Source organism: Actinopolymorpha sp. B11F2, from assembly GCF_040195635.1.
Taxonomy (GTDB): Bacteria; Actinomycetota; Actinomycetes; order Propionibacteriales; family Actinopolymorphaceae; genus Thermasporomyces.
This window is the reverse complement of record NZ_JBEFTX010000022.1, coordinates 30,102-50,556: the sequence shown is the minus strand read 5'-3', so window position 1 is coordinate 50,556 and position 20,455 is coordinate 30,102. Positions and strand designations below refer to the sequence as shown.

Genomic DNA, 20,455 nt, shown 5'->3' with positions numbered 1-20,455 from the left:
GAGCGGACATGCAGGGTGACTTCAGCCGTTGGACCTTCGACCCGCGCGAGGGTTACCGCTCCGTGCTGCTCCAGCAGGGGCGGGTGCTTCTCGACGCGGACTGGAACGAGCAGGTCGAGCTCACGGCGTACCACGACGAGACCCGCACCCGCGACATCGTGGGACGCACCGGCGGTCCTGCCGCTGACGCCGGGTTCGGGATCGTCGACTCTGCCGGCGGCACACCATCCGGCACGACCTGGACCGATCTGCGGATCACGCCGGGCCGCTACTACGTCGACGGCATCCTGTGCGACGCCGGCCTGGGCGGGACCGGGAGTCCAGGGGTCCCGCTCACCGACCAGCCGTACCTCGCCGCCATCGGCTCGTCCGCCGGGCTGTCCGAGCCGTCCACGACCGCCGGTGCGCGGTACGCGCTCTACCTGGACGTGTGGACCCACCACGTCACCGCCGACGAGGAACCGTCCCTGCGCGAGCCCGCGCTCGGCGGGCCGGACACGACCACGCGCGCCAGGACGGTCTGGCAGGTCCGCGCCGTCGAGATCTCGGGGTCACTGCAGTGCTCCGACCTGAACGACCCGACCTGGCTCCAGGTGACCCGCGGCACCATGACGCCGTCGTTGCGGCAGGCGGCTCCCGACGAGGACCCGTGCCGGATCACGACGTCCGGCGGGTACACGCGGCTGGAGAACCAGCTCTACCGCGTCCAGATCCACGACGAGCAGGGCGGCACGCCGCGCTACCTCTGGTCACGAGAGAACGGCAGCGTCGTGGCCGGACTCACCGCGATCGAGACCACGGTCGCGACCGGGATGGACGCCGAACTCCGCCTCGACCGGGTGGGCCGGGACGACGAGTTGTCGATCCGCGAAGGCGACACGGTGGAGGTGACCAGCACCGACCGGCAGTTGCGCGGCCTGCCCGGACACCTGGCCACCGTCGGCGTTCCCGACGGGCTGAGGCTCCCGGTGGTGTGGACCGACGGCGCGCCGGCCAGCCGGGCCGCACTGGGCCGCGCGCCGATCGTCCGCCGGTGGGAGGGACCCACACGCGTCGCGAACACCAGCCCGGACGACCTGGAGGGCGGGATCCGGGTCGCGTTCGACGGCGGGGGCGCCTACCGCACCGGTGACTACTGGCTGGTTCCGGCGCGGACGGTGCGGCTCGCGTACGGCCTCACCGCGCTGTCCGGGACGCTCGACTGGCCGACGGACGCCGACGGCGACCCGGTGCCGGCGCGGCCGCTCGGTCCGGTCCACCACGTGGCACCGCTCGCGGTGGTCGAACGGACGTCGTCCGGCTGGACGCGGGTGTCGGACTGCCGCAGGTTCGCACCGTCCCTGACCGACCTCGTAACCCTCGACCTGGTGGGCGGCGACGGGCAGGAGTCCCTTCCGGGTACGCCCCTGCCGGAGCCGGTCCGCGTGGTGGCCCGCAACGGCGGGCTCCCGGTCGTCGGTGCGCGGGTGAGATTCACGGCGCAGAGCGGGACGGTCGCCGACGCTACGGGATCCGGATCGCAGCGCGACGTACCCACCGGCCCGGACGGTGTCGCCGCCGTCCGGTGGACGCTGAGCAATGCGACCGGCGCGGCTTCGACGCAACGACTGGTGATGCAGCGCCTGGACGACCACGGCGTCGGCACCGGCGTCCAGGTGATCGTCACCGGGCGGCGCAGCGTCGCGTCGCAGGTCGCGTGGACGCCGGTCTGCGACGGCTTCGCCGGCACGACGACGGTGCAGGACGCGCTCGGCCAGCTCGCCACCACGGTGGAACTGCGGCTGCAGGGCGGGGACGGGCAGTACCTCCCGCCGAACCGCAAGGTCCTGCCCGAGCCGGTCCGCGTGATCGTCGACAGCCCGTGCGGCCCGGTCAAGGGTGTCGAGGTCACCGCCGAGGCGACGGACGGCGCGTTGGTGGCGCCGGCCAAGCCGGGGGAGGCCAGTCCGGACACACTGGAGGGTGCCGGGGGAGAGGTCCGCCTCACCGCGGGATCCGGCGACGACGGCGGTGTCGCGTTGTGGTGGCAGCCGTCGTTCTCCGGCGGTGCGTCGAGCGACTCGCTGACGATCCGGGTCGCCGACGACGCGGACCGCGCTCCGGTCATCGTAACCGCGCAACGACCGCCCTCCGGGCGTGGCGACGCCCCGGGCGTGCACGTGGCCGGCCTCGAGTTGCTCGGCAACCGCGAGTTCGTGAACGACGACGTGATAAAGGCGGCCGAACTGGCGGAAGGGATCACGGTTCGGCTCGACGGTCCCGTCGCCCAGGACTCCGTTCGGGGCAAGCCCGTCGTCCGCGTGGTCCTGGACCTCCCGTGGCCGCTGCCCGGCGAGCTGGAGTCGGTCTGGCCCGACCTGAAACCGGTCGGGTTCCGGCCGATCGAACTCGACGCGGAGTGGAACGCCGACAACGACCTCATCGTCTGGACGCCGAGCGGAGCGACCGCGCAGTGGTTGGTCGAGAGGCTCTTCGACGGGCTACGGCGCAGTGCCGGCTGGGAGCGTCCGCTCATCGGGCGATTCGTCCTGGACGGCTGGGCGATCGTCGGTGAACGCGATCCCGACCTTCACCTCAACGGCCACGTCGTGACGGCGTTGGACGGCAACGGGCGCACCGAGTACCTCCTGCCGAGCGACGACGCGGTAACCGGCGGCCCGTTCGTCCAGTGGTTCCGGCTCACCGAATGAATGCGGCGAACATCCGATGGCCGCGCTGACGCCGACCCGCACCCGCCGGGCCGACCGGTCCCACGACCGGCCGGCCGAGCGGGCGCGTGCACCGGCATCCGAGCCCGAACCCGCGAACGGCGCACACGGCGGGCACGATGTCGCAGCGCTGCCCGCCCCTGCGCCCCGCGAAGTCGCCCTTGCCTGGCCGGTGCAGGCGAAGCTGTCGGTGAGCAGCCCCGGCGATCCGCTCGAACGGCAGGCGGACGCCGTGGCGGCGCGGGTGAGCCGTGGCGCTGCCGTCCCGTCGGCGGCACCGGGCCACGCGACCTCCACGCCCGCGCAGGTCCTGCGACAGGTCGGCCCCGCGGACGTACCGGCCTCGACAGATGGCCCGGTGCCCGCCCGCGGACCCGGTGTTCCGCGGTCGGTCGAGGCGCTCGTCGCCCGGCCGGGTGGTGGTCAGCCGCTGGACCCGGGCGTACGAGCGCGGATCGAGCCGCACCTGGGCACGGATCTGAGTAGTGTCCGCGTCCGCCGGGGGCCGGAGGTCGACGCGGCGGCCGCCGCTCTGCAGGCCCGGGCATTCACGTCCGGTGGGACCATCTACCTCCGCGCCGGCGAGTCCGCGTCGGACGCGTCGCTGATGGCGCACGAGGCGACCCACGTCGCCCAGCAGAACGCCTTCACCGTCCACCGCTCGACCCTCATGCGGGACTTCGACTTCTCGCTGCCCGACGTCTCCCTCCCCGAGGTCGGGATCCCGGACTTCGTCCTGCGCGGGGTCACCTCCGCGGCCCGGTCGATTCCTGGCTACACCCTCCTCACCCAGATCACCGGCAGCGACCCCATCACCGACGAACCCGTCCAGGTCAGCCGCGAGCAACTGGTCGAGAAGCTGTTGGCGTACGGCCCGTTCGGCGCGGCCGTCGGTCAGGTGCTCTCGGCCGTCGACGTGCTCGGCGACGTGTTCGACCTCGTGACGGAATCCCTTGCCCAGCACAACCTCACGACCGCCCGCATCGGGAGGGACATCGACGCGGCCTGGGCCGAGCTGTCCGTCACCGAGGGCATCGACGGCAACGTGGCGATCGTTCGCCGCTATGTCAACGCGATCTTGACAGACGTCCGCAACTTCGTCGCGGCCATCGTCGGACGGGTGATCGAGATCGTCCGAACCGCGGCGGTCGGAGTCGTCGAACCGCTCCTGCAGACACCGGAGATCGCTCCGATCTGGGACCTCGTCCGGAAGGTGTTGCACCACGACCCGCTGCGGGACCAGCCGGTTGAGGCGGCCACGGTCGACATCCTGGGCGACTTCCTGCGGCTGATCGGGCAGGAGGACGTGCTGGCGCAGATGCAGGAACGCGGCACGCTCCACGAGACCGCCGACTGGCTCGACACCCAGTTCGCCACCTTCGCCACCCTGCTGAGCGCACTGCGCGCACTGTTCAGCGATGCGTGGGAGGCGATCCAGCCGGAGAACCTCCCCGACCTCCTGACGAACCTCGGATCCCTTGCCACACGTGCGTTCAACCTCGTCCGTGGCATCGCCGACTTCGCGACCACCGTCATCGCCAAGGTCCTCGAACTTGTCAAGCACTCCTTGCTCGGCTGGCTCTCCACGTACGCACACCAGATCCCCGGCTTCCACCTGCTCACCGTGATCCTGGAGCAGAACCCCTTCACCGGCGACGTCGTCGAGCGAACGGCGGAGAACCTCATCAAGGGATTCGTCACCCTCCTACCGGGCGGCGAGGCGACGTACGACCAACTCGCGGAGTCCGGCGTCATCGGATCGGCGGCCGAACGCATCGAGACCGAGATGACCAGGCTCGGCATCTCCGTCGAACTCATCACGAGCACGTTCCTCGGAATCTGGGACACGCTCTCACTGGACGACCTGCTCGACCCGATCGGAGCGTTCGTCCGCGTGGTCGAGCGGTTCGGCGACCCACTCGCCCGGATCGTGGAGTTCGTCACCGTCGTGGTCGAAGTGGTCCTCACCCTCGTCCTGCAGCTGATGAACTTCCCGTCCGACCTGCTCGCCAGCATCATCGCCAACGCGATGCGAGCCATCGAGGACATCCAACGTGACCCCGTCGGGTTCCTCGTCCACATGCTCGAGGCCCTCAAAGCCGGGTTCACCGGCTTCTTCGACAACATCGGGTCGTACCTGTTGCAGGGACTGGTCGACTGGCTGTTCCGCGGCCTCGGACAGCTCGGCATCACCCTCCCCACCGACCTGTCGCTGCAGTCCATCCTCGGTCTCGTCCTCGACGTACTCGGCGTCAGCGTCGAGATGCTCTGGCAGAAGCTCGGCGAGCACATCGGCGAGGAACGCGTCGCGATGGTCCGCGGCGCGATCGACACGCTCACCGGGGCTTGGTCGTTCATCCGGGACGTGCAGGAACGCGGGCTGACGGCGATCTGGGAGTACGTCGTCGACCAGTTGAGCGGCCTCTGGGACACCCTGCTCGGGATGGCGCGGGACTGGATCCTCACCGAGATCGTCCAGAACGTCACCGCGCGGCTGATCTCGATGCTCGACCCGACCGGCGTCATGGCGATCGTCAACAGCTTCATCGCGTTCTTCAATGCCGTGCAGTCCGCGATCGAGTACCTGCGGGACATCCTCGAGATCGTCAACCAGTACGTCACGACATTCGCCGAGGTGGCCGCCGGCAACATCGTCCCTGGCGCGGAGATGATCGAACAGGGCCTGGCCAACGCCGTCCCGATCGCCATCGGCTTCCTCGCCAACCAGGTCGGCATCGGCAACGTCCCCGACAAGATCGTCGAGATCATCCAGAGCCTCCGCCAGCTCATCGACCAGGCGCTGGACTGGCTGTTCGAGCAGGCCGTCCGCCTCGGCTCCGCCGCCCTCGCCGCGTTGACCGGCGCAGGCGGTGGTGCTGCTGCCGAACCAGCCGGAACACAGCCAGCGTCCGGCGCGGCGAGCTCGGGTGATCCCAGGAGCCAGGCCCAGGCCATGCTCCGCGCTGAACTGACCAGAGCGATGACACCAGCCGACGTGGGCACCCTCCTGGCCCGCATCCGCATGCAACTCGACCCGGGCGGGCTCACCGGACTTGAGCTTCGTGGTCCGACCGAGACCGGCCATTACGAGGTTCACGCCGCCGCCAGCCCCTTCGAACGACTCGTGGATCTGATTCCCTCGCTCTTCGAACATCCTCGCGCCGTGGTCATGAGAGTAACGCTCGAACTGGCGGACACCGACGTGCCGTTGGAGGCAGCTTCGGAGGTACGGGCGGCGGTCCGCGACGAGGGTGGAGCGATTCGTCTCGACGAGAGCGGAGAACCCATCCTGCAGACCACGCACATCGAACTGCCGCCCGTCATTCCCCATGGTGCTCGGACCCGAAGGCAACAGGCGCCGCAAAACAAGTCCGTCGGTGGTGGGCTCATGGCGCCGCCGGAGCCGGGATCGCGGCTTCGTCATCTGGTCACGTACAACACGAGTGATGATCCAAGGCAGCACAGCAACTCGACCCACGCCGAGGCACAGTTGGAGGAGTTCCTCGAACGCAATCCGACGCTTGCCCGCAGCGTCCGAGGAATCTCCGCGGAGATCAACTGGAGCCCTTGCTCATTGTGCTCGCAGAGCCTGGCCCACGTTGCGCGAATGACCGGCCAGACCAGCCGACGAACACTGACCTGGGCTCAGCTGTACGAGCATCCAGACAGGGGCACCACCGACGCATCCCTGCGGGCCATCACCGGCTGGACGGTGAGTCCCCCGTCCGTGACCCGTCCGGACTCCGAGGTCGCGGCAGAGGACTGGGCGACCCTGCCGGTTGCGTCCCACGCAAGTTCTGCGGCTGGGCAGGGAGCGAGTGCGACAGCCATGCCACCCATCCGGAGCCGTCCAGGCGCCAGCTCCTGATGGGTCAAGGGAGCCTCAGCGGCCGGGGACGGTGCGGCCGGTCTTCGCGAGTTCCCAGCGGGTCGCCGCGGCGACGTCGGCCGCGTTGACCTCGCCGCGGTCAGCGCCCAGGTACGCCGCTGTCAGTGCGGCGGCCGCGATCCCGCCACCTGGAAGGTCGACGCCCGCAAGCTTGCGCGGATCGAGTCCGGACGTCGGCGTCTGGGGTGGGAACGCCCGCCGCCACATCGCCTCGCGGGCGGCGAGGTCGGGGTACGGGAACGTCACCACCACCCGGAGCCGCCGCAGGAACGCCTGGTCCAGAACCGACTTCGCGTTGGTCGTGAGCACCGCCAGGCCGCGGAACGACTCCATCCGCTGCAACAGGTAACCGACCTCGAGGTTGGCGTAGCGGTCGTGGCTGTCCCGCACCTCCGTCCGCTTACCGAACAGCGTGTCCGCCTCGTCGAAGAGGAGGACGGCGGCACTGTCCTCGGCGGCGTCGAAGACCCTGCGCAGGTTCTTCTCCGTCTCGCCGATGTACTTGCTCACGACCTGGCTGAGATCGACGACCACGAGGTCCAGCCCCAGCGCACCCGCGACGACCTCCGCCGCGAGCGTCTTGCCGGTGCCACTGGGCCCGGCGAACAGTGCAGCGGTCCCCAGTCCGCGCGCCGAGCGGTCGGCGAAGCCCCAGTCATCGAGCACCGTAGCCCGGTGTCGTACGCCCCCGACGAGCGCGCGCAACTGGTCGAGGCGACCCGGGGGGAGCACGAGGTCGTCCCAGCAGGCCCGGGGCTCGACGACCTGCGCCATCCCCTCGAACCTGCTCCGTGCCCGCGTCCGGCAGGCCTCCCAGAGTGGCCGCCCGCGCCCGACCTCCTCAGCGGCCGCCTCGATGTCGGCGACGGCCAGGTCGAACACGCCCGCGGTGGCGAGCGTCGCGGCGTCGTCCGGGCCGGGCCGCGTGCCGTGGCGCCGACGCAACGCGGCCGACAGCATCGCGTGTCGCTCCTGGACTCCGAGGCGGGGAACACTGACCTGGACGGCCCCACCGGGGGCGGTCGTGTCGTCCGTCGCCAGCAGCACGGCGGGGACGCCGAGGCTGGGAAGCGCCCGCAGGAGCCCGCCGACCTCGTCCGCTCGGGCACCGTCGAGATCGATTGCCCACGCGCAGCCGGCCAGTACCGACTCGCGTTCCATCAGGCGCAGGAGGTGGTCCCGGTCGGCTGGTGCCCGCGGGAGGTCCGTGGCGGCCACGACGAAGAGCCGTTGCCCACCGGCCGCCTGACCCGCCGCTGCCGCGACGGTGGTGAGGTTCGCCCGCTGTGGTCCGCTCAGCACGACCAGCCGGCCGTCGGCCCAGGCTGCCGCGACGGCGTCGGCCGCCTCACGGAGAGAGTCGGCGAGCTCGACCGCGGTGCTTGCCGGCCGGGCGACCGCGGCGAGCTCGGGATCGAGGTAGCCCGCGCCGACCAGGTGGTGGAGCACCCGTTCGGCCACCAGCAGCGGCGTACGCGTCAGCGAGGTCGGGTCGAGCAGCCGCAACAACTGCCACCGCCGCAACGGGGCGGTCGGCGTCATCGCGCCCCAGGAGGCCTCGGGGAGAGTCGACAGTGCGAGTGCGAACGTGGGCCGCGGGTCACCACCGACAGCCGCGATCTCGTCAGCGGTCGCCGCGACGAGTTCGGGCCCGGCCGCGAGCAGCAGAGCCGACCGCTCGAACGTCGTCAGGCCGAAACCCTGCACCACCTGGTCCAGGGCGCTCGGACCCGGCAGCCGCTCCTGCGCGCACGCTGCGGCCGCCCGCGCTTCGTCAGGTCCGGGTCCGTTGACCTCCCCGGCGCGGTGACGGAGCAGCGCACGCAGGACGCCGAGCTCGGCGACGAGAGCGTCCCGGTTGGCCTGCTCCCACGTGGCGCTGGTGGTCTCGGTCATGGCGCCGGAAGCGTGATGGACGGTGCGGCGTAGGTCTCACCCACGAGGTCGGGCAGGCTGTCGACCCCGTCCACCTGGAGACGCACGAGCCACCGACCCTCCGGGATGTCATCGGAGGGGACGACGAGCGACGGCTGCGGTGCCTCATCCTCGGGCAGCGGCGGCAGGACAAGGGTCACGTCGGTGGGATCCTCCGGAGAACCGCCTGACAGCCGGCCGAGGACCACGGTGGCACGCTGTCCGGCCTGCAGTGGCGGGCTGACCGCGAGGGTTACGGCGTCGGCGTCGATGCCCGTCACGTTCACGGAGGGGCGGACGGCGAGAGGGACGGCGTTGGAGGTTGCGACGACTCGGGACGGTGCTCCGGCCGGGCCGGCCGGGGACCGGTGGGTCACCTGTACCGCGTGTACGCCCGCTGGCACCGTGTCGGCGACCACAACCCGCACCTCGTCCGCGGTGGCTCCGGGCTGTGGCGCGAGGGCCACCGGGCCGATCCTGACCCCCGCGCCAGGCCCGAGGAGGCGGCTGCCGCGGACGACGACCGTCGATCCGGTCCCCGCCGCCTGGTCCGCGGGGTCGGTCGTGACGCTCGCCAGCAGGGGTGGCCCTGAAGGGCTCACCGTCAGAGCCCGCCGACGTACCGGCAACGCCACCTTCGGTGTCACGTCCGCGGCGATCAGCACCACCGTGGCGAGGTAGGTCAACGACAGCTGGTACGGCGTGTCCAGCATTCCCCACAGGTTGGACATCTCCTCCAGCGACAGTGTCGCCGGGGAGAGCTTGACCAGCTCCACCTCGTCGGCGAGGTCGGACGCACCGAGGAACGGTGTCTCCGTGTCGTCGCCGCTGTAGAGATCCAGGGCGGCGGTCACGACGCCCCGGGTGAGCATGGAGGTGGCGGCCAGGGCGCCGACGACCCGGCCGAGCAGCCGCTGCGGTTCGAGCCGCGTCTCCTCGCCGTAGCAGGTGAGGAGGTAGTGCAGGTCGAGGGCGGCGATCGGGCGCTTGACGGTGGAGCCGTCGCCGCGTCGCGTCGGCAGGTCAGTGAGGTTCCACGCGTGGTTGGGGGTTCCCTGGTAGCAGTACACGTTGATGCCCGCACTTCCGGCGAGATCGGTGGTCACCAGCTTGGATGGGTGCAGCGTCGTCACGGCCGCGTCTCCGACCTGCCCGGGATGCGTACGTTCGAGTGCCCGGTCGAGGACGTACCTGATGGCCGAGGTGACCGCAGCGATCGCCAATGAGTTGCTCATCCGCGATCCCGGCGGCGGGTGAGGTAGCCGGCGTGGTCGACCCGGGTGCGCCCGGACCGTGGGGCTGGAGCCGGCACCGGAGCGGGGGTGGGTGGGGGCGCCGGTGCCCTGGTCACGACGAGGCGGTCGATGTGGACGTTCACCTCTGGTGCTGCACTTCCTGCCGGAGCGCCACGATCGGCTCGTGGTCCGGACGCCTCGGACCTATGGCTGCGGACCTGTCCGGTGCGTACGCTCACGGTCCCGGGCGCCGGTGGGTCGCGGTGTCTTGCCGGCGAGCCGTTCGGGGTGTCGTCGACGACCACGATCTCGTCGCGGGACACCGCACCCCGGTCAGCCAGGTGCGGGAGGACGTGGGTTCGCAGGAGAGTCGCCAGATCGGGTACCGGTGGACGCGTGTTTCCCGTGGCGCGTCGCGCGGCCGACAGTGGCGCGCCCGACGTGGCCGCCGAAGCTGCCTGACTGGACGGCTCAGGTGCTCCGCGAGGCTGCTGCCGACGCCGCGAACCGGGCGGCTGCTGGACGGCGGGCGTTGATCCGGCGGATCGCGGAGGGGGCGTGGTGGGGGTCGAAGCCTCCTGAGCCAGCGGCTCCCGTGGGCCGTCCAGTTCTGATCCGGCCGGTGCCTCTCTGGAGGGATCGACACCGGGTCGGTCCCGGTCCGGGCGGGCCGCGGCGATCAGTGGCGTGGACGGGTGCGAGCCGCCCGGCGAATCTGGCCCGGGACGCGGTGCGACGTCGGGTGTGGTGGTGCGCCGGAGGGGCAGGACGGCCGGAGGGTGGGCTGGTCCGAGGCGCGCCCGCCCACGGTCGATCGGGGCGGACGGGTGCGAAGGTACGCCGTTCGCGGGCTGACTCGACGTCAGCCGGTCCGGGAACCGTGGGTCGATGGCACGGTCACGGGTCTCACTCGGCACCTCGGGCAGCACGAAAGCGGGTAGCTCCGTCACGTCTGCGTGCCGTGTTCCGTTCGGGAGCCATCTTCGCGCCGGCCCCGGCCCGCCGGTACCTGGGTCCGTCGCTGTCTCGTACGGCTGAGGCTGGCGCACCGCGACGGGCACTTCCTGGCCGGACGCTCGCGCTGCCATCCGCGCGAAGAACCCGCTCACCGGGCACCTCCTCGGGCGAGTTCGAGGTAAGTACGACGTCGGACCGGTGTGAGCGCGAGCACCTCGGCCTCCGCCCATCCGAACGCGGCGGCGAGCTCGGCGACCTCAGCGAGGATGGCGGGTGCGGCGTACGCCACCCGGTCCCAGAGGAGAGCGGCAACGTCCAACGGCGCGGCCACCTCGGTGCCGCAGGACGGGCAGGCCGTACGCACGACGACCGCCGCGGACCCGGCGAGTTCCTCGGCCGCGGCGTCCACCAGCGTCAGCGCGGCGTCGTCGAGGCCGTCGGCATCGACCGGGGCGTTGTCCTCGGCGCGGACACAGCGGTTCAGGAGCTCCCGCGCGGGGTCGTGTGAACCGCCGGCGGCGACCAGGTCCCTCGTCGTCGGTGCGCGGACCAGCAGCCTGCGGCCGCCGGAGAGTGCGACCGCGGACTCCGCGCCCACGGACTCGTCCTGGGACGCGGCGACGACGGAGTCCATCGGTAGCTCCACGTCGAGCCGCTGCTCACAGCTGTGACACGTCAGGATCCCCGAAACCACAGCACCGAACTCCTCGGCGTAGAGCCGGGCGGCCAGCGACGCGACCGCCCCGATCGGGAGGTCGAGGGCGGTGTCGACGTCGTCGACCAGCCCGGCCCGGTGGACGAGGACCGTGCCGCGGGCAACCGGCGGCGCACCGGCGGCGTCCTCCCACGCGACGAGCAACCGCCCGGGATCGCGGAGAGCGCCCATGTGCCGTCCTTCCGGTCAAGGTGCCGAGAGGTCAGGGCTCGACGAACGACGGTTCGGTCGGCTCGGTGACCGCGTAGTCGCGTTCCCATCCCTCGTTCTCCAGCTTGAGGCTCTGGATCGCGACGGCGTTGGCGTTGGCGTCCAGCTCCGGCAGGGACTGGAACTCCGAGACCCAGCAGCGGAACACCTTGTACGCAAGGGCCAGCTGGCCCGCCTCGTTGTAGACCTCGATGATGATGTCCTTGCGGAAGTCCTTCAGCGAGGTCTCGGCTCCGAGCCCGGAGCCGAAGTTCCACACCTTGTTCGACCACTGCTCGAAGTCCTGGTCGTGGGTCACACCGCGTTCGAGCATGATCGCCTCGAACTCCGAACGACCGGGTGACTTGCGACTGCTGCTGGGGTCACCGCCGTGCCGGTGGGCCACGACCTCGGTCGTCCGCTTGAGGGCACCCACCTTGCTGATGCCGGCGACGTACCGGCCGTCCCACTTCACCCGGAACTTGAAGTTCTTGTACGGGTCGAAGCGGGTCGCGTTCACCGTGAACTCGGCCATGTCGCCCCTCCTTTCCGCGTGCCGCTCAGGCCGACGCGCTGGTGGTCTTCTGCTGGATGCCGATGACCACGAACTCGGCCGGCTTGAGCGGTGCGAAGCCGACGAGGATGTTGACGATCCCGCGGTCGATGTCGTACTGCGTGGTGGTTTCCCCGTCGCACCTGACGAAGTACGCCTCGCGCGGCGTGCGACCCTGGAACGCGCCCTGCCGGAACAGGTCCTGCATGAACGCGCCGAGCGTGGTGCGGACCTGCGACCACAGGGGTTCGTCGTTCGGTTCGAACACCACCCACTGCGAGCCGCGGTAGAGACTCTCCTCCAGGAACAGCGCCAGCCGTCGCACGGGCACGTACTTGTACTCGTCGGACAGGATGTCCGCGCCGCGTAGGGTCCGCGCTCCCCACACCACGGAGCCGACGCCACGGAACGTCCGCAGGCAGTTGATGCCCTTCGGGTTCAGTGCGCCGTTCTCGGAGTCGGCCAGGTTCACCGTCAGCCCACTGACCCCCGCGAGGCCGGCGTCGATGCCCGCCGGCGCCTTCCAGACGCCCCGGGAGGCGTCCGTCCGCGCCATCACACCGGCGACCGCGCCACAGGGGACGAACTCGCCGACCGCGCCGTCGCGTAGGGGATCGGGGCGGCGGATGCGTGGGAAGTACAGAGCACCGTTGCGGGCCATCTCCCCCGAGAGGCCTCGGGCGGCGAGCCAGGCCTCCACCGTTGTGTGTGTCGCCGTACCGGGTGGGTCCACAAGGAGGAACGCGCGACGGTCCCGGCAGAACGACAGGGCCGTGGCCCACAGGGCGTCCGGCAGGTCTCCCGCCGGACTCGACGGCGGCAGGCACAGCAGGGTGAACAGGTCGGTCTTCGCCAACGCGAAGAGGCCCTTCTTCCCGCTCGCGAACGTCGTACCGTCGTCGTAGTCGTCGGCCTGGAGAGCCGCACCGTCGTCGCCCTGAGCTGTGGTCGCGACCTCGTAGCTGCCCGCGGCCGGCCGGTCGGCGGGCAGCGCTCCCGCGGTCGAGACGAGCTGCGAGGCCCGCAGCACGAGGTCCACCCGGCGCGGGCCCTCGACCACGGTGAGGTTGAGGAAGTCCTCGCGCAGCCGTGGGGACTCTGCCGGCCCCTCACGGAGGGTCAGGTGGAACAGGTCGTTGGCGTCCACGCCCTGTGCGGCCGCGACCTCGGCCGCGTCACCGGGGGACGGATGGGTCACGTCCACCTCGAGCACGTTGCCCCAGGAGCCCGGCCCGGACGCCGTGAGTGCCAGGCGGTCGACGTCGAGCTCGGCGCTGGTGGCGCCACCGGCGAGCCGGACCACGAGTGCACTGCTACCGCCGTTCAGGTAGTAGTCGCGGACCGCGTAGCCGAGTCCACTCTCGCGCCAGAGGCCTCCGAAGACGCGCTCGAACTCCGCGAAGGAAGCGATCGACACCGGTTCGTCCACCGGCCCTCGCGCGGCCCGCCCGACGAATGCGACGATCGACGTCGCGACGCCGGTGATGGCGCGGCTACCACTGGGGATCTCCTGGACGTACACGCCCGGGTAGGTGAGTGCTGCAGGCATCGCAGGCTCCTTCGACGATGATCGCCTCGACTCCTCACGGTGCCCGAGCGCCGTCACCTGCTCGTCACACCCGCGTCACGGGCTCGGTGACGCGGCGGTGACACCGCTTTGACGGCGCCGGCGCATTGTGGACGCACGAAAGCAGGACAGTCTCGAGGAGGTCCCCATGGTCGACGTCTCCGTGACCGCGTCGGTCAAGGTGCAGGGCGGGCCCACGATGCCGCTCGGTGCGAGCCTGGCTCCGGACTCGTACACCTTCGCGTCGAGCTCGCTCGAGGCTGCCGGGGGAGCCGACGAGGTGGAGGTCCCGCTGTTGCCCGACGGTGGCACGGTCGCGTTGCTGGCGCTGAGGGCGACAACCAGCGGTGGTTCGGGGCAGGGCTCCGCCGCGACCGTCACCGTGACTCCGAGCCACGGGACGACGAGCGGCGACCCGATCGTCGTCGACGGAACGCTCCTCGTGGCCAATCCCCATGTGCTCGCGGCGCTCGTCGCCGACGGACCGCGTGGTCTGACGGTGAAGAACGACGGCCCCGATCCGGTCGCCGTGGACGTTCTCGTCTGTCTCGACACCCCTTAGCTTTCCCTGTGCACCAAGGGCCGCCTTCGCCCCTGCGGGCCCCGTCGACCAGGATCGCCAGCCGTCAGACGGCGAACGGAGCGACGACCCGGCCCTTGTCGAGATGGATGGTCTGGTCGGCGTTCTCGATCGTGCTCTGCCGGTGGGCGATGATCAACATGGTACGCCCGGCCAGGTGGTGGGTCATCGCGTTGTGGAGCGCGGCTTCGGTCAGTGTGTCCAGGTGAGCGGTTGCTTCGTCCAGGATCACGATGGCCGGATCGGCGAGGAAGAGCCGGGCGAGGCTGAGGCGTTGACGTTCTCCGCCGGACAGCCGGAAGCCGCGATCACCGACCGTGGTGTCGAGTCCCTGCGGGAGGGTCTCGATGAGGGCGGCGAGCTGGGCGCGACGCAGGGCCTCCTTGAGGTGGCGGTCGGTCGCCCCGGGCCGGGCGACCGTGAGGTTGTCGCGGAGGCTGGCGTGGAGCACGAAGACGTCCTGGGTCACCATGCCGATGGCCCGGTGCCGCGAGGTCGGCGACAGCTCGGCCAGGTCGAGGTCGTTGATCATGATGCGACCTCGGGTCGGCTGGTGCACCCCGACGGCGAGCAGTGCCGTGGTGGTTTTGCCGGCTCCGCTGGGTCCGACCAGAGCCGTGGTACTCCCAGGTCTGAGCGAGAAGGTGAGGTCGGCGACCGCCCAGTCGTGTTCGCCGACGGTGGGAGTCTCCGCGGCGAGGTCAGGCAGGGTCGCTGTTCCGGGCGCCGGATGCCGGAACCACACGTGCTCGAACGTGAGCCGTCGCGCCGACGTGTCGAGCCTCTGCTGACCTGCCGGCTGGTGGACCGGCATGTCCAGTACCGCGAAGATCTTCTCCAGTTCGATGATGCCGCCACTCAGGCTGAGCCCTTGGATGCTGATCTGCACGAGCGGGTCGTAGATCAACTTCACCAGGCCGGCCATCGCGACGACCTGTCCCACCGAGGCACCCTGCAGCGCGCCGGCAGCGTAGGCGCCGGCCACGCCCAGAGCGGCAAGGGCGGAGGTGAAGAACTGGGATCCGTAGAAGTTGTTGTTACGCCGAATCACGGCGGCCGTGATCTTTGCTGCCCGGGCGGCGAATTCCGCGGATTCGGCGGGGTGTGAATGGAGCAGGTGCCTGGAGACGGCACCTTCCACGTTGAGTCGTTCGGTGAGGAAGTGCTCGACCTCGCTGGTGGCGGCGGTCTGGTCGCGCCCGGCCGCAAACAGGCGATGGGTGAACACCCGGAACGGGATCAAGAACAGCGGCACCATCGCCAGGACGACAACGACCGCACTCACGTTGATACTGCCCAACGTGACCACAGCCAGGACCAACAGCACTCCCTGACCGACCAACGCGCCGAAGATCGACTGGATCAGGTTGTTGGCCGCTGAAGGGCTGCGCGTCAGCCGGGAAACCACGGCGCCCGCCTTGGACTGGGCATGGAACGCGTACGGCTGGGCGGTGATCTGGTCGAACAGCGCCAACCGCAGCGCCTCGGACATCCTGGTACCGACCTCGGCGCCCCAGGCGTTCGCGACGGCGCCCGCCCCGGTGGCGATCATGCCGAGTGCGAGCGCTACGCCGGTCCACGTCATCGCGACCGTTGTGGCGCCCACCGCCAGTCCATCGTCGACGACCCGCTGAAATGCCAGCGGGACCGCGACGGCGAGGAGCGCCGACGCCAGCAACAACGCGATGAACAGAGCAAGCCTCGACCGCTGTCCGGCCAGGAAACGGCGCAGGCGAAACAGAAGGGAAAGATGCATCAGGAGCCTCCGCTGTGATGTCAGCAGCGAGGCCCAAGGCTCTCTATCAGGGCTGGTGGCGGCTCTCGGGCGACGCTGTCACTCGATCGGACATGATCGTCACCCCCTTCCACACCTGACGCCAGCACCGTAGCAACGCCCGGCGAACCCTGACAAACAACTTTCTCACCGCGTGCGCTGACCGCCGCCGGAAGGCCAGTTCAGCCGCCGACGCCAGGCGGCCCGTCGAGCACCGTGGGAACGTACTCGAGCAACTGGAGCCGGCCGTCAAACGTGCGGCTGTCAACCAAGTCGAGTGCGATGTCGCGGTACCCGTCGAAGATGCGCTCCTTCCCGGTGGCGCCCGTGATGACAGGGAAGACGACCACACGGAAGCGGTCCACCACGCCGGCCTCGAGCAGCGACCGGCACAAGGTGAGGCTGCCCAAGGTGCGCAGCGGTCGGGAGTCGCGCCGCTTCATGTCCTGCACGGCTTCGACGGGGTCCCCGTCGACCAACTCCGTGTTGGCCCACGACAGTGGTGCCTTCAAGGTGGAGGAGAACACCACCTTGGGCAGCGCGGTCAATGCGGCAAAGCCGGGATCGTCGGCCATCTCGGCGGCGAACCCGGACATCAGCCGGTACGTCGTCGCACCCATGAGGGCGGTGTGCTCGCTTTCGGCGCTTTCGTTGATCCACGCCAGATGCTCAGGCCCCTCCATGCCCCAGTAGCCGGGCCAACCGTCCGCGGACGCGTAACCGTCGAGGGAGATGATGAAGTCCACCATGAGGCTTGACATCGTTCTTTTCCGTTCCTTCCGCAGGGCGTGCAGTGTCGGTGTGGTGACCGATGGCGAGACGGAAACTCATCGGTCTCGAGCGGCTTGTCCACGCGACACCGCTACCGGTTCCTCCAGCGCCGGACAGTTGCCGATGCCGGAAGAGACCCTCTACGACGTAGCCTTCACCTCTTGGTCACTCGGCGCGCTGTCCGACACGAAGGACGCTCAGGTAACGGCGTGACACTCGGTCGCCGATCCGCGTGCGGATGCGTTCTGCGATGGCGTCGAGCAGGGGCTCACGGACGTCGCGGTCGAGCCTGCGGTACAGCGACGTCGAGCGAAGGAGATCGGCAAAGCCGTCGCCGTTGAACCACTGAACGGTCGGGTACCACCGCACGATCGTGGGGCCGAACAAGCCGCCGGGATCGTCGACCAGTCCCCAACCCTCGTCGGTTGTGCGCACGTCGCCCTCGAGTGGCGGATGACCCCAGCCGGGGTTCCCGGGGGAGAACCGCTCGTGGAGATCGGCGGTCTCGGCGTACACCTCCGGCTCTCCCGGCCGGCGGACAACGACGTTGCCGAGCAGCGCCATCCAACCACCGGGGTAGAGCACGTCGTGCGCTCGGCGCCAGCCAATCGACGGGTCGACCCAATGCCACGCCGACGCAGCCACCATGACGTCGAAGCGTCGACCGTCGTCGTCCCACGTCTCAAACGTCGACGTCTCGACGTCGACGTTGCCGAACGTAGCGAGCCGTTGGCGAGCGAGTGCGGCCATTCCCGCGCCCGGCTCGACGGCGGTCACTGAGCACCCGAGCGCCGCCAGCGAGCGCGTCGCCTGGCCGGTACCGCAGCCCACCTCGAGCACCGACGACCGTTTGTCCATGCCGGTGATAGTGACGAGGTCCGCGAACAGTTCGTCGGGGTAGCTCGGTCGAACTCGGTCGTAGAGTTCCGGCACCTCGTTGAACACCCGACCGAGATCACGTCGATCCGCCTCTGCCATCGCACCATCCTGCCGAAACTGTCGCCGCCTGCCGACCTGGGGAAGCCTGCGTACCGCTGAACCTCGCGCAGTTTGAACCGGGACGCCCGAAGTGCGCGCTTCTCCGGGGTCATCGGTGGCGTCTGGTCAGCCATGTCACGACCTGCGTGCGGGATCTGAGTCCCAGTTTCATGAGGATGTTCTCGACATGGGTCTCGGCCGTACGCTGCGAGATCACCAGGGTGTTGGCGATTTCCTTGTTGGACTGGCCTCGTGCGATGAGGTCGGCGACCTCCTGCTCCCGCCTGGTCAGGCCGGCTTGGGGTGGGGGCGCACCTGTTGGCTCGGTGGCGGTCGGTGTCGCCTTCTCGCCGAGGGCGTAGGCAATCGCATCCGTCTGTGACATCGACCGCCCCTTGTGGATCGCGGCTTCGAATGCCTGGTCTCCGAGGGCATTCCGGCTACGCGTCCTGCACGTCTCGCTTCCCGCGAGCAGAACCCTGATGCCTGCCAGCGGTCTGCCGATGAGTTGCCACATCCTCTCCGCCGCCCCGAGCAGCACACCGGCGCGTTCGGCATCTCCCTCCGATGAGGACACGAGGGCCAGAAGCTCGATGACGAAGGGGAAGCCCAGCGGATCCTCGAACTCCCGCTTGGTGCGGAGTGACTTTCGCAGGTGGACAGCCGATTCCTGATGCCTGCCGCCTATCCACAGGATGGCGCCGAGGTGCCAGTCGATCCACGAGCGTGTCCAGCGCTCGTCCAACGCGACGCAAACGGCACGACCCTCGGACAGAAGCGCCACCGCGTACTCAATGTCTACGTGTGCGGCAACCCAGGCTCGTTGTGCGAAGACCAGGAGACCAGGAGCGGTCCAGCGGTCGGAGCTGCGCTGGCGGTCCAGTGCCTCGTCCAGCAACACCTCACCGCGGACCACGTTGTTGTCGAACGTTTCCGCCTCGCCGAGGAACTGCATGGCGTAGGTCGTCTCGGCCTCGTCGCCCAACGCGCGCGAGAGAGAAAGACTCTCCTCGAGATGGGCCAGACTTGCCTCGTTGTCGCCTTGCAGGTATCCGATCCAGCCGGCCCGCCACATTGCCCTGGCGCGCTCCTTCGTCGGGCTCGTGTCGAGGGCCAGGATTCGGTCGAGCCAGTAACCCCCGTCCCGCACGAACCCACAACCGACCCAGTAGAACCAGAGCGCTGCACCCATTCGTAGACCTGTTCGTCCTTCACCTGGGGTGCTGCAGCAGTAGTCCAAGGCTTGCCAGAAGTTCGCACGTTCCCACCGCAGGCGCTGTAGCCACTCCAGCTGTCCCGAGCCGCACGACTCCGCGTCGGAGGCCTCGGCTAGCCGTAGGAAGTAGTCCCGGTGCCGCCGCAGAAGCGCGGCTCGCTCGCCGCGTTCGGCCAGTCGCTCGAGGCCGTAGTGCCGGATCGTGTCCAGCATCCGGTATCTCGCCAACGTGCCCCGCTGGTCCCGGATGACGATGGACTTGTCGACCAGGCCGGCGATCCCGTCCAGCACTTCGGCGGCGGAACGCTGATCGTCGGCACACACAGCTTCCGCGGCCGCCAGGTCGAACCCGCCGACAAACACCGAGCATCGAGCCCACAGCTCCCGCGCGGACTCCGAGCACAGGTCAAAGCTCCAGTCCACCGTCGCCCGCAGCGTCTGATGCCGCGGCAATGCGGCACGACTCCCGCCGGTCAACAGTCGGAATCGGTCCTCCAGCCGAGCAAGGATCTGCTCCGGCGCCAACGCGCGCATCCGCACGGCGGCTAGTTCGATGGCGAGCGGCACACCGTCCAACCGTTGGCACAGGCGACTCACCACACGTTCGTTGGCCCGGTCCACGACGAAGCCAGGCAAGACGGATCTGACTCGATCCTCGAACAGTTGCACCGCCTCCGAGTATGTGGACACCACACTTCGATCCGCTCCGCTCAGCGCCGACGGGCCGTGCTCTGATCGTGTCGGTTTGTCGATCCCCCGAGCCGACTCGGCCACCTCTGACAGGGAAAGCGGTGCAACGGGCCAGATGTGCTCGCCCTCGATTCCGAGCGGCTCCCGGCTTGTCGCCAACACCCGCAGGCCCGGCGCGGTGGAAAGCAAAGTGGCGCACAGGTTGGCGGAGGGGCCGAGCACGTGTTCGCAGTTGTCCAGGATCAAAAGGATGGTCTTGTCGGCCAGATAGTGCGCGAGCACGGTCTCGTACGTACGTGCTGACTGGTCCCGCAGGCCCAGGGCGGCCGCAACCGCACGATCGACCATCCCCGGGTTCTGCAGCTTCGCCAGGTCCACCCAGCACACCCCGTCGGTGAACGCACGTCGCAGGTTGCGCCCCACCCGCAACGCCAGCCGTGACTTGCCCACACCGCCGACGCCGGTGAGCGTCACCAGCCGCGACCGCGCCAGTGCGTGCTTCACCCCGGCTGCCGCCTCCCGGCGGCCAACGAAGCTCGTCACCTCGACCGGAAGGCCACCCAGCTCCCGAGTCAGGCTGTCGGCCGCATCTGTTGCCAATGTCGGCATGCGCCTATTTCACCAAGTACAAATCCACGATGAAGGGCGATTCCATGCGGTTTACGCAATCCGCTCACCGCATTCGGACCCCGTTGATTCCACGCTGATTCATGCTGCGT

Annotated in this window: 12 protein-coding genes; 3 read left to right on the top strand and 9 right to left on the bottom strand. The window is 69.7% G+C overall.

Annotation, left to right across the window (positions count from 1 at the left end; translation table 11 throughout):
• Positions 1–8: 8 nt before the first annotated feature.
• Together ABN034_RS29745 and ABN034_RS29740 are read left to right on the top strand one after the other, a co-directional pair.
• The gene (locus ABN034_RS29745; protein ID WP_349694301.1) at positions 9–2,690 is read left to right on the top strand and encodes a DUF6519 domain-containing protein; all 2,682 of its coding nucleotides are present in this window, start codon (positions 9–11) and stop codon (positions 2,688–2,690) included.
• A 16-nt stretch (positions 2,691–2,706) separates the two neighbouring features.
• Complete coding sequence (locus ABN034_RS29740; RefSeq protein ID WP_349694300.1) at positions 2,707–6,576, top strand: eCIS core domain-containing protein; 3,870 nt, start codon at positions 2,707–2,709, stop codon at positions 6,574–6,576.
• A gap of 15 nt (positions 6,577–6,591) precedes the next feature.
• Here the strand turns inward: ABN034_RS29740 and ABN034_RS29735 are convergent, their stop codons facing one another.
• The 5 genes from ABN034_RS29735 to ABN034_RS29715 form a co-directional block, all read right to left on the bottom strand.
• The gene (locus tag ABN034_RS29735; RefSeq protein WP_349694299.1) at positions 6,592–8,493 is read right to left on the bottom strand and encodes an ATP-binding protein; all 1,902 of its coding nucleotides are present in this window, start codon (positions 8,491–8,493) and stop codon (positions 6,592–6,594) included.
• On the bottom strand, positions 8,490–9,746 hold the full coding sequence (locus ABN034_RS29730) for a Pvc16 family protein (protein ID WP_349694298.1): 1,257 nt from the start codon (positions 9,744–9,746) through the stop codon (positions 8,490–8,492). The genes ABN034_RS29735 and ABN034_RS29730 overlap by 4 nt, the downstream gene beginning before the upstream one ends.
• 1,105 nt (positions 9,747–10,851) lie before the next feature.
• Positions 10,852–11,589, bottom strand: a complete 738-nt coding sequence (locus tag ABN034_RS29725; protein WP_349694297.1) for a hypothetical protein — start codon at positions 11,587–11,589, stop codon at positions 10,852–10,854.
• A gap of 31 nt (positions 11,590–11,620) precedes the next feature.
• Positions 11,621–12,142: a phage tail protein gene (locus tag ABN034_RS29720; protein WP_349330802.1), complete on the bottom strand. Its 522-nt coding sequence runs from the start codon at positions 12,140–12,142 to the stop codon at positions 11,621–11,623.
• Between the two features lie 25 nt (positions 12,143–12,167).
• On the bottom strand, positions 12,168–13,709 hold the full coding sequence (locus ABN034_RS29715) for a phage tail sheath family protein (RefSeq protein WP_349694296.1): 1,542 nt from the start codon (positions 13,707–13,709) through the stop codon (positions 12,168–12,170).
• Between the two features lie 166 nt (positions 13,710–13,875).
• Between ABN034_RS29715 and ABN034_RS29710 the strand changes: the two genes are divergently transcribed.
• A complete protein-coding gene (locus ABN034_RS29710) occupies positions 13,876–14,289 on the top strand; it encodes a hypothetical protein (RefSeq protein WP_349694295.1) in 414 nt (137 codons plus the stop codon).
• 64 nt (positions 14,290–14,353) lie between these two features.
• Here the strand turns inward: ABN034_RS29710 and ABN034_RS29705 are convergent, their stop codons facing one another.
• The 4 genes from ABN034_RS29705 to ABN034_RS29690 all read right to left on the bottom strand — a co-directional run bounded on the left by ABN034_RS29705 (position 14,354) and on the right by ABN034_RS29690 (position 20,345).
• Positions 14,354–16,063 (bottom strand): ABC transporter ATP-binding protein, encoded by a 1,710-nt coding sequence (locus tag ABN034_RS29705; protein WP_349694294.1) that lies wholly within the window; start codon positions 16,061–16,063, stop codon positions 14,354–14,356.
• A gap of 200 nt (positions 16,064–16,263) precedes the next feature.
• On the bottom strand, positions 16,264–16,842 hold the full coding sequence (locus tag ABN034_RS29700) for a dihydrofolate reductase family protein (protein ID WP_349694293.1): 579 nt from the start codon (positions 16,840–16,842) through the stop codon (positions 16,264–16,266).
• Positions 16,843–17,017: 175 nt separating this feature from the next.
• Entirely contained in the window at positions 17,018–17,830 is an 813-nt protein-coding gene (locus ABN034_RS29695) for a class I SAM-dependent methyltransferase (protein WP_349694292.1), read from the bottom strand.
• A gap of 109 nt (positions 17,831–17,939) precedes the next feature.
• Positions 17,940–20,345, bottom strand: a complete 2,406-nt coding sequence (locus ABN034_RS29690) for a LuxR C-terminal-related transcriptional regulator (RefSeq protein ID WP_349694291.1) — start codon at positions 20,343–20,345, stop codon at positions 17,940–17,942.
• Positions 20,346–20,455: the final 110 nt, after the last annotated feature.

Coding starts and splice junctions, on each gene's coding strand:
- ABN034_RS29745 (WP_349694301.1), top strand. CDS start 9: ATGCAGGGTGACTTCAGCCGTTGGACCTTCGACCCGCGCGAGGGTTAC.
- ABN034_RS29710 (WP_349694295.1), top strand. CDS start 13,876: ATGGTCGACGTCTCCGTGACCGCGTCGGTCAAGGTGCAGGGCGGGCCC.
- ABN034_RS29740 (WP_349694300.1), top strand. CDS start 2,707: ATGGCCGCGCTGACGCCGACCCGCACCCGCCGGGCCGACCGGTCCCAC.
- ABN034_RS29705 (WP_349694294.1), bottom strand. CDS start 16,063: ATGCATCTTTCCCTTCTGTTTCGCCTGCGCCGTTTCCTGGCCGGACAG.
- ABN034_RS29695 (WP_349694292.1), bottom strand. CDS start 17,830: ATGGCAGAGGCGGATCGACGTGATCTCGGTCGGGTGTTCAACGAGGTG.
- ABN034_RS29725 (WP_349694297.1), bottom strand. CDS start 11,589: ATGGGCGCTCTCCGCGATCCCGGGCGGTTGCTCGTCGCGTGGGAGGAC.
- ABN034_RS29720 (WP_349330802.1), bottom strand. CDS start 12,142: ATGGCCGAGTTCACGGTGAACGCGACCCGCTTCGACCCGTACAAGAAC.
- ABN034_RS29715 (WP_349694296.1), bottom strand. CDS start 13,709: ATGCCTGCAGCACTCACCTACCCGGGCGTGTACGTCCAGGAGATCCCC.
- ABN034_RS29735 (WP_349694299.1), bottom strand. CDS start 8,493: ATGACCGAGACCACCAGCGCCACGTGGGAGCAGGCCAACCGGGACGCT.
- ABN034_RS29700 (WP_349694293.1), bottom strand. CDS start 16,842: ATGTCAAGCCTCATGGTGGACTTCATCATCTCCCTCGACGGTTACGCG.
- ABN034_RS29690 (WP_349694291.1), bottom strand. CDS start 20,345: ATGCCGACATTGGCAACAGATGCGGCCGACAGCCTGACTCGGGAGCTG.
- ABN034_RS29730 (WP_349694298.1), bottom strand. CDS start 9,746: ATGAGCAACTCATTGGCGATCGCTGCGGTCACCTCGGCCATCAGGTAC.